The sequence below is a fragment of the Leptolyngbya sp. PCC 6406 genome (genome assembly GCF_000332095.2).
GTDB lineage: Bacteria > Cyanobacteriota > Cyanobacteriia > Phormidesmidales > Phormidesmidaceae > PCC-6406.
In genome coordinates this window covers 2,037,929-2,045,625 of sequence record NZ_KI913949.1, presented here as the reverse complement: position 1 = coordinate 2,045,625, position 7,697 = coordinate 2,037,929, and the positions used below count along the sequence as shown (strand labels likewise).

At 56.7% G+C, this 7,697-nt stretch carries 8 protein-coding genes; 7 read left to right on the top strand and 1 reads right to left on the bottom strand.

What is annotated here, in order from left to right:
* Window positions 1-88 precede the first annotated feature (88 nt).
* From LEP6406_RS0209270 to LEP6406_RS0209240, 7 genes are all read left to right on the top strand, one after another.
* On the top strand, window positions 89-1,261 hold the full coding sequence (locus LEP6406_RS0209270) for an agmatinase family protein (protein ID WP_027268993.1): 1,173 nt from the start codon (window positions 89-91) through the stop codon (window positions 1,259-1,261).
* 15 nt (window positions 1,262-1,276) lie between these two features.
* Window positions 1,277-2,188, top strand: coding sequence for a HipA domain-containing protein (locus tag LEP6406_RS0209265; protein ID WP_008308656.1), 912 nt, complete (start codon window positions 1,277-1,279; stop codon window positions 2,186-2,188).
* Window positions 2,185-2,988 (top strand): HIRAN domain-containing protein, encoded by an 804-nt coding sequence (locus LEP6406_RS0209260; RefSeq protein WP_008308654.1) that lies wholly within the window; start codon window positions 2,185-2,187, stop codon window positions 2,986-2,988. Before LEP6406_RS0209265 ends, LEP6406_RS0209260 begins: the two co-directional genes overlap by 4 nt.
* Window positions 2,989-3,031: 43 nt before the next feature.
* Window positions 3,032-3,427 (top strand): hydrogenase maturation nickel metallochaperone HypA, encoded by a 396-nt coding sequence (hypA, locus tag LEP6406_RS0209255; protein WP_008308652.1) that lies wholly within the window; start codon window positions 3,032-3,034, stop codon window positions 3,425-3,427.
* A gap of 9 nt (window positions 3,428-3,436) precedes the next feature.
* Window positions 3,437-4,798: a type III glutamate--ammonia ligase gene (gene glnT, locus LEP6406_RS0209250; RefSeq protein WP_008308650.1), complete on the top strand. Its 1,362-nt coding sequence runs from the start codon at window positions 3,437-3,439 to the stop codon at window positions 4,796-4,798.
* 389 nt (window positions 4,799-5,187) lie between these two features.
* Complete coding sequence (gene hypB / locus LEP6406_RS27260; protein ID WP_008308648.1) at window positions 5,188-5,871, top strand: hydrogenase nickel incorporation protein HypB; 684 nt, start codon at window positions 5,188-5,190, stop codon at window positions 5,869-5,871.
* A 133-nt stretch (window positions 5,872-6,004) separates the two neighbouring features.
* Complete coding sequence (locus LEP6406_RS0209240) at window positions 6,005-7,048, top strand: ABC transporter substrate-binding protein (RefSeq protein ID WP_008308646.1); 1,044 nt, start codon at window positions 6,005-6,007, stop codon at window positions 7,046-7,048.
* A gap of 429 nt (window positions 7,049-7,477) precedes the next feature.
* Here the strand turns inward: LEP6406_RS0209240 and LEP6406_RS34745 are convergent.
* Window positions 7,478-7,697: hypothetical protein (locus tag LEP6406_RS34745; protein ID WP_263971157.1), on the bottom strand; the 220-nt coding region annotated here is incomplete at its 5' end.

Below are 7,697 nucleotides of genomic sequence, written 5' to 3'. Positions count from 1 at the left end.
CCCCAACACCCCAATACCCCATCACTCCCCCACTCCCATCCACCCTTCACCCTTCACCCCACTCCCCACCCATCACCACCGCACCCCCATGACCGACCAACCCATCTTCCAACGTCCCACCGAAGCAACCGAAGCCCTGGAAAAAGAACGCCAACTGCCCATGACCGGGTGGCAGCAGGAGGTAGATCAAGGTCTGGAATATGGCCTGGAGGGAGCGGCTAGTATTCGCGATCGCACTATTCCCACCTTTTCGCGGGGAGAACTGCCCCACTACGCCGGGATCAACACCTTCATGAAAGCCCCCTATGTAGAGGATGTGCGCAAGGTGGGAAACTACGATGTGGCCATCGTCGGCGTGCCCCACGACTCCGGCACCACCTACCGACCGGGCACCCGCTTTGGTCCCCAGGGCATCCGCCGCATCTCCGCCCTCTACACCCCCTACAATTTTGAATTTGGCGTAGACCTGCGGGAGCAGATCACCCTCTGCGACGTGGGGGATATCTTCACCATTCCCGCCAACAACGAGAAATCCTTCGACCAAATCTCCAAGGGCGTTGCCCACGTTTTCGCCTCCGGAGCGTTTCCTATTCTCCTGGGCGGCGACCACTCCATCGGGTTCCCCACCGTGCGGGGCATCTGCCGCCACCTCGGGGACAAAAAGGTCGGCATCATCCACTTCGATCGCCACGTAGACACCCAGGAAACGGACCTGGATGAACGGATGCACACCTGTCCCTGGTTTCACGCCACCAACATGGCCAATGCCCCAGCAGAAAACCTGGTGCAGCTCGGCATTGGCGGCTGGCAGGTACCCCGCCAAGGGGTGAAGGTGTGTCGTGAGCGGGGCACCAACATCCTCACCGTCACCGACATTATGGAAATGGGTCTGGATGCAGCAGCAGATTTTGCGATCGCAAAAGCCACCGACGGCACCGACTGCGTCTGGATCAGCTTCGACATCGACTGCATCGACGCCGGATTCGTCCCCGGCACCGGCTGGCCCGAACCCGGTGGCCTGCTTCCCCGCGAAGCCCTGTACCTCCTGAAACGCATCATCCGGGAAACCCCCGTCTGCGGCATCGAAGTCGTGGAAGTCTCCCCCCCCTATGACATCAGCGACATGACCTCCCTCATGGCCACCCGCGTCATCTGCGACACCATGGCCCACCTCGTCGTCTCCGGTCAGCTCCCCCGGCGGGAGAAGCCCAGTTACATCCACGAGGAGGCGAATATGGAGGTAGATCAGGCGTGGACTTAGCTGTTGTCAGCTCCAATGAGCAATGATTTTCCCATTATCGAGGTTCCCACGGATGCTGCCCGTGCCGAAGAAGCCATGGGTAGCAAGCGTAAATTTTGGTACGACGATCACACCTTAGGTGAATGCCTGTTCAAGCGGGCGCGCCCCAATACTGGTGAAGACTGGTCAGAAAAAATTGCTGCTGAACTCTGCCAACTCCTAGGTTTGCCCCATGCCACCTACGAACTGGCCATCTGGAACGGGCAATGGGGGACTATTTCCCCCAACCTGTTACCCCCCAAGACCACATTGGTTCACGGCAACGAGATTTTGGCAGCGTTGGTGTCTAGCTATCCCAAGCACGAAGGTTACAACGTGTCTCAACACACCCTCACCTTAGTTTTTCAGGCCATCAGCCAAGCGGGCGTGCAACTGCCCCCCCACTGGCAGGCACCCCTCGGCATTGATAGTGCAGTTGCTACGTTTATCGGCTACCTGCTGCTCGATGCTTGGATTGGCAATGGCGATCGCCACCACGAAAACTGGGGCTTCGTGATGCCGTTACCCGGAGGAACACCCATGTTGGCTCCCACCTACGACCACGCTGCCTGTCTGGGGCGAGAACTGCAAGATACCAAACGTCAACGACACCTGACTCAACAAACAGTGGCAACCTATGCTGCCAAGTCCCGATCAGCCTTTTACCGGCAAGAGGTAGATCGTAAGCCCATGCTGACCTTTACAGTTTTTGCTACGGTGGCCCGCAATTATGGCCAGTCCGCCGCCCGATGGCTAGAGCAACTGGCAAACATTACTCCAAGCCAGATTACCGAGCTACTGAATCGGATTCCCCAGCACCGGATCTCGCCCACAGCCTTAGAGTTTGCCCGCCAGATGCTTGACATCAATCGGAACAGACTGATGCATTTACAGGAGACACTGCCATGAAAACCCTGTTTCTTGCTTGGCAAGACCCTGACTCCCGTACCTGGTTTCCGGTGGGGCGGCTGACCCATGATCAAGGACTGTACTCCTTTAGCTATTTGCAAGGAGCCCTAGAAGCCCACAAAAAAGCTGCGTTTGAGCCCATCTGGTCATTTCCAGAGCTTTTCCACACTTACGGTTCTCAGGAGCTATTTCCCCTGTTTTTCAATCGGCTGCTGCGTCCTTCCCGCCCTGAGTACAAAGACTTCGTGCAGTGGCTCAACCTTCCTGAACACGAAGATGATCCGATCGCTCTCTTAGCCCGCAGTGGTGGCAAACGCAAGACCGATAATTTTGAGGTTTTCCCCTGTCCTGAGCGGGAGGCTGATGGCAATTACCATATTCACTTCTTTACTCATGGTCTCCGCCATTTCCCAGAGACCGACCAGCAGCATATCCAGACTTTAGTGCCGGGTACACAACTGTTGATCATGCATGACCTGCAAAATGCCTATGACTCTCGTGCTTTAGTACTGAGAACTGAAGATCGGCATCAGGTAGGGTACTGTCCTCGCTATCTGGCGGAGGATTTTTTCAAACTGGCGTGTGATTTTCCTGAGCAGATCAGGGTTGAGGTGGAGCGAGTTAACCCCGCCCCTACACCACTCCAGTTTCGGTTGCTCTGTAACCTAACCGCTCCCTGGGGAGAAGGATTTGAACCTTTTTCGAGCCCCAGTTACCAGCCACTCTCCTCAGGGGGAATGACGGATGCTGCGTCCCCCGCTAACCAGGTTCCTCCGGCAGCAAGCGTTCAGAAGGTCTAAGTTGACACTTTTTACCCACAGACAGAAAGTTTTTTGAGCCGCTATGCACGAAACCGACATGACCAAGGCGCTAATCCTCACCGTGCGGGACTGGTGGGAGTCGCAGCCAGAGCATCCGCCTATTGAGAAGGTGCATTTAACCGTGGGGCAGTTCACCTGTGTAGAGCCTGCGGGGTTGCAGTTTGCCTTTGATGTGCAAACCCAAGGCACATTTCTGGATGGGGCGGAATTGGTGATTCAGGAAACGCCGCTGATTGCCTATTGCCACCCCTGTCAGGCGGAGTATCGCCCAGAGATGGGCCTGCACTATGCTTGCCCCACCTGTGGAACCCCTATGGAGGACATTCGCTCTGGGCGAGAACTGAAGATCGATCGCGTCGAATATGCCGCTGCTGCCCCCACGGTCTCGACGACTCAACGAAATACAGACAATGTTTAGGGTTTTGATATGAGCGCTGCATTGACGCCGGAAATTGAGTCTCTGAAATCTTCCCTAGAAGCCCAAGGGGTAAAATACGCCCTCGCCAGCTATGTGGATATCCACGGCATTAGCAAGGCCAAAATGGTTCCCCTGGCCCACCTGGGGCAAATGATGCAGGGCTCCGAACTGTTCACCGGAGCGGCACTGGATGGGGTGCCCCAGGACATCAGTGATGAGGAAGTGGCGGCGATGCCGGATCCGAAGTCCGCTACGGTGCTGCCCTGGAACCCAGAGATTGCCTGGTTCGCCAGCGATCTGTACCTGGAGAGCCGCCCCTTTGAAGCCTGCTGCCGCACCATTCTCAAAAACATGCTGGCCCAGGCGGCGGAGATGGGTTTCACCTTCAATCTGGGCATTGAAACAGAGTTTTTTATTTTCAAAGAGAACTCAGACGGCAGCTTTGGCCCCGTCAGCGATCGCGATATCCTGGCCAAACCCTGCTACGACCTAGGGGGGCTGCTGGATAACTATCCCTTCCTGACGGAACTGGTGGGGATGATGAACGGCCTCGGTTGGGATGTCTATTCCTTTGACCATGAGGATGCCAACGGTCAATTCGAGACGGACTTTGCCTACGCCGATGCCCTAACCATGAGCGATCGCCTCACCTTCTTTCGCCTCATGGTGAAGGAACTGGCGCGGAAGCACGGTTACTTTGCCAGCTTCATGCCCAAGCCGTTTTCCAACCGCACCGGGAGCGGAGCCCACTACAACATGTCCCTCGCGGATAGGTCAACGGGCAAAAACCTATTCGAGGATCCTGCCGATCTCCGTGGCTGCAAACTCTCCAAGCTGGGCTACCAGTTCATCGCCGGAATTCTCCGCCACGCCAAGGCCATCTGCGCCGTCACCTGCCCCACGGTCAACAGCTACAAGCGGCTGATTCGCAAGGGCAGCGACTCGGGCTTTACCTGGGCTCCGGTCTACATCTGCTACGGCAACAACAACCGCACCAACATGCTGCGCATTCCCCTAGCAGGGGGGCGAGTAGAGTGTCGGGCAGCGGATATCGCCACCAACCCATACCTGGGCGCAGCGATGATTCTCGCAGCGGGACTAGAGGGCATTCGCGACGGCCTCGACCCCGGCAAACCCCACACAGAAAACATGTACACCTACTCCCTGGCGGAACTGGAGACCATGGGCATTGACCTGCTACCCCGGACATTACAAGATGCGATCGCAGCCTTCGACGCCGATCCCCTCAGCACCACCGTCATGGGGCCACTGATGCAAAAGACCTACACCGACTTCAAACGCCAGGAATGGGAGGAATACCACACCCACATTTCTGATTGGGAAATCAAACGCTACCTGAAATTTTTCTGACCTGTCTCCTGCACCATTACCGAGTAATGGTGCATCGCTAACTTGGCGCATCGCTAACCTGGTGCATCGCTGACGCGGATGCACCCTACAAATACGTCTGACAGATGACCCACCACAGCGCAAAGCAGGTTTTGAGCCTTCAATTCTGGATTCCCCAGAAAACACAAGGCAAACCCGCCCCTTCCCCATAGCCCAATACCTGGATTGGTGGCGATGCCCTGAATTGGGCGCGGAAACCGCGCCCCTACCCAAACACCTGTCATCCCCTGCATTGGGCGCGGAAACCGCGCCCCTACGGGAAATTCAAAATTCAAAACTCAAAATTCAAAACTCTCTCACCTCCACCCCAACACCCCCCTACCCCAACACCCCCCCACTCCCACACTCCCATGCACCAATCCATCGACACCGCCATCGGCCTCAACCTGCTCCATGCCAACCAAGAGGGCGCAGACCACAACCGTGCCCATTTTGATCAGTGGGGCATTACCTGTTTCAACATCATGAGTAGCCCCGGCGCGGGGAAAACAGCGTTATTGGAAAAAACCCTGGCAGCCCTGACCCCGGAATTGCGGATCGCTGTGATCGAAGGGGACATGACCACAGAGCTGGATGCCGATCGCCTGCGGCAATACGGCGTGCCCGTGATCGCCATCAACACCGGACGCTCCTGCCATCTAGATTCCCGCATGGTAGCCGGGGGCATCCACACCCTGGCGCGGGATTACGAGCCCCAGTCCCTAGACCTGGTGCTGGTGGAAAACGTAGGCAACTTGGTCTGCCCCGCCGAGTTCGAGGTAGGGGAACATGCCAAGGTGGCGCTGCTCAGTGTCACTGAGGGAGAAGACAAACCGCTGAAGTATCCAGTCATGTTTCGAGAGGCAGATGTGCTGTTGGTTACAAAAACAGATCTCATCCCCTATTTAGATGTGGACCTAGGGCGCATTACCGATCATGTTCGCCAGATTAACCCCCAGGGGGACATCATTCCCGTCTCGGTGAAAACGGGAGAGGGATTAGATGCCTGGTATGCCTGGATTAAAGCCCATGTCCCCTTAGCCACCAGAGCATGAAAATTTGGAGATTACGTCATTCCTTCAGACTGGCTTCGCCCCAAAACACAATCTCCGAAGGAGAAACCTGAAGCCTAAAACCTGAAATCTGAAACCTAAATTTCCAGAGTTGAGTTGATTTCCAAGGAGTCCCATGAACCGCCGTAGCTTCATTCCCCTATTTCTCGCCTTTTGTTGCAGCTTGCTAGTCACCATAAGCTGTACGCCCCAATCTCCCGACAGTGCCAATACCCCAGCGGAGCCCACCACAGAGGCTCCCAGCGGCCAGCCCATTGTCATGGGCTACAGCAGTTGGGCGGGGTGGTGGCCCTGGGCGATCGCCGAAGCAGAGGGCTTGTTTGAAAAAAACGGGGCCAATGTGGAACTGATCTGGTTTGATGGCTACTTGGAATCCATGCAAGCCCTGGCCGCTGGGCAACTGGATGCCAATTGCCAAACCCTCAACGACACTATTTCCTTTGCCGATGAAGCGGTGAATGGGGAAGTGGCAGTGCTAGTCAATGACAACTCTGCTGGCAACGACAAGGTAATCGTGGCCGAGGATATCAATACTGTGGCTGACTTGGCGGGCAAAACCGTGGCCCTAGAGGAAGGGGTGGTGGGGGACTTCCTGCTTAACCTTGCCCTAGAGGAGGAGGGACTGACCCGAGATCAGGTCACGATTCAAAACCTGGAAACCGGAGCGGCGGCGACTGCCTTTGCGGCGGGTCAGGTAGATGCTTTTGCAGGCTGGGTCCCTTTTTGGGAGACTGCCCTCCAGCGGGAGGGCAGTAAGGAGTTGACGAGTTCGGCGGCGTTTCCGGGGGCGATTCCCGATCTTTTGGTGGTGACCCAGACCCTGATTGATGAGAAGCCTGATCAAGTGCAAGCCCTGGTCAATACCTGGTTCGACATCCTCACCTTTATGGAGGAAAACCCCGAGGAGGCTAATGCCATCATGGCGCAGCGGGCCAGTGTCAGCGATGAGGACTTTGAGCGATATCTGGAGGGCACCCGCTTTTTCACCATAGAGGAAAATCTGGAAGCCTTTTCCCCTGGGGATTCTATGGTTCACATGCCCTACGCCGCTGAGCGTATGACCGAGTTCATGGTGGAGGTGGGCTTTATCCCCGAAGCGCCGGACTTGGATGCTGTCCTGGATGATCAGTTTGTCCAGGCTTATGCCGATGCTGCCTAGAGTCCCCGGCACGGGGCAGTGAACAATCCTCCCGTAGGGTGGGCACCGCCCAGCATTCTAGGGGAGGGATTCTCCGGGACAGGGCAGGGCGGGTTTTGAGCCTTCCATTGTGGGTTCCCCAGTGGATTCGAGCCCAACCCGCCCCCAAGGTTCTCCCCTGTCCCCTGTCACCCCCTGCATTGGGCGCGGAAACCGCGCCCCTACCCATCCACCTCTAAGAAGGCACGGCCCACCGTTCCCTACATCACAGACCTGGATTGGTGGGCAATACCCACCCTACGGTTCTATGGCGACATCCTGCATTGGGCGCGGCATCTCTGCGGTGCATTGCTTCGCGAATGCACCCTACGGGAAACTCAAAATTCAAAACTCAAAACTTTCTGTCACCTATCCCCCCTCACCCCCTCACCCCCTCACCCCCTCACCCCATCACTCCATCACCCCCTCCCCTCCCATGCTGTCAAACGCTCTTAATTCCGAAAAACCCACTTCCCCCAGCCTAAAGCCCAGTATCTTTTGGCGAATTGCGGAGGCGATTCCCCAGCACCTCAGTTGGTCGCTGATGGGGTTGTCGGTGGTGGTGCCTTTGATGCTGTGGTGGGGGCTGTCGAGCACGGGATTGGTCAATCCCCGGTTTTTGCCCAGTCCC

Bases quoted from the DNA above. Each gene is read 5' to 3' on its own strand.
- hypA (WP_008308652.1), top strand. From the start codon at position 3,032: ATGCACGAAACCGACATGACCAAGGCGCTAATCCTCACCGTGCGGGAC.
- LEP6406_RS0209265 (WP_008308656.1), top strand. From the start codon at position 1,277: ATGAGCAATGATTTTCCCATTATCGAGGTTCCCACGGATGCTGCCCGT.
- LEP6406_RS0209260 (WP_008308654.1), top strand. From the start codon at position 2,185: ATGAAAACCCTGTTTCTTGCTTGGCAAGACCCTGACTCCCGTACCTGG.
- hypB (WP_008308648.1), top strand. From the start codon at position 5,188: ATGCACCAATCCATCGACACCGCCATCGGCCTCAACCTGCTCCATGCC.
- LEP6406_RS0209240 (WP_008308646.1), top strand. From the start codon at position 6,005: ATGAACCGCCGTAGCTTCATTCCCCTATTTCTCGCCTTTTGTTGCAGC.
- LEP6406_RS0209270 (WP_027268993.1), top strand. From the start codon at position 89: ATGACCGACCAACCCATCTTCCAACGTCCCACCGAAGCAACCGAAGCC.
- glnT (WP_008308650.1), top strand. From the start codon at position 3,437: ATGAGCGCTGCATTGACGCCGGAAATTGAGTCTCTGAAATCTTCCCTA.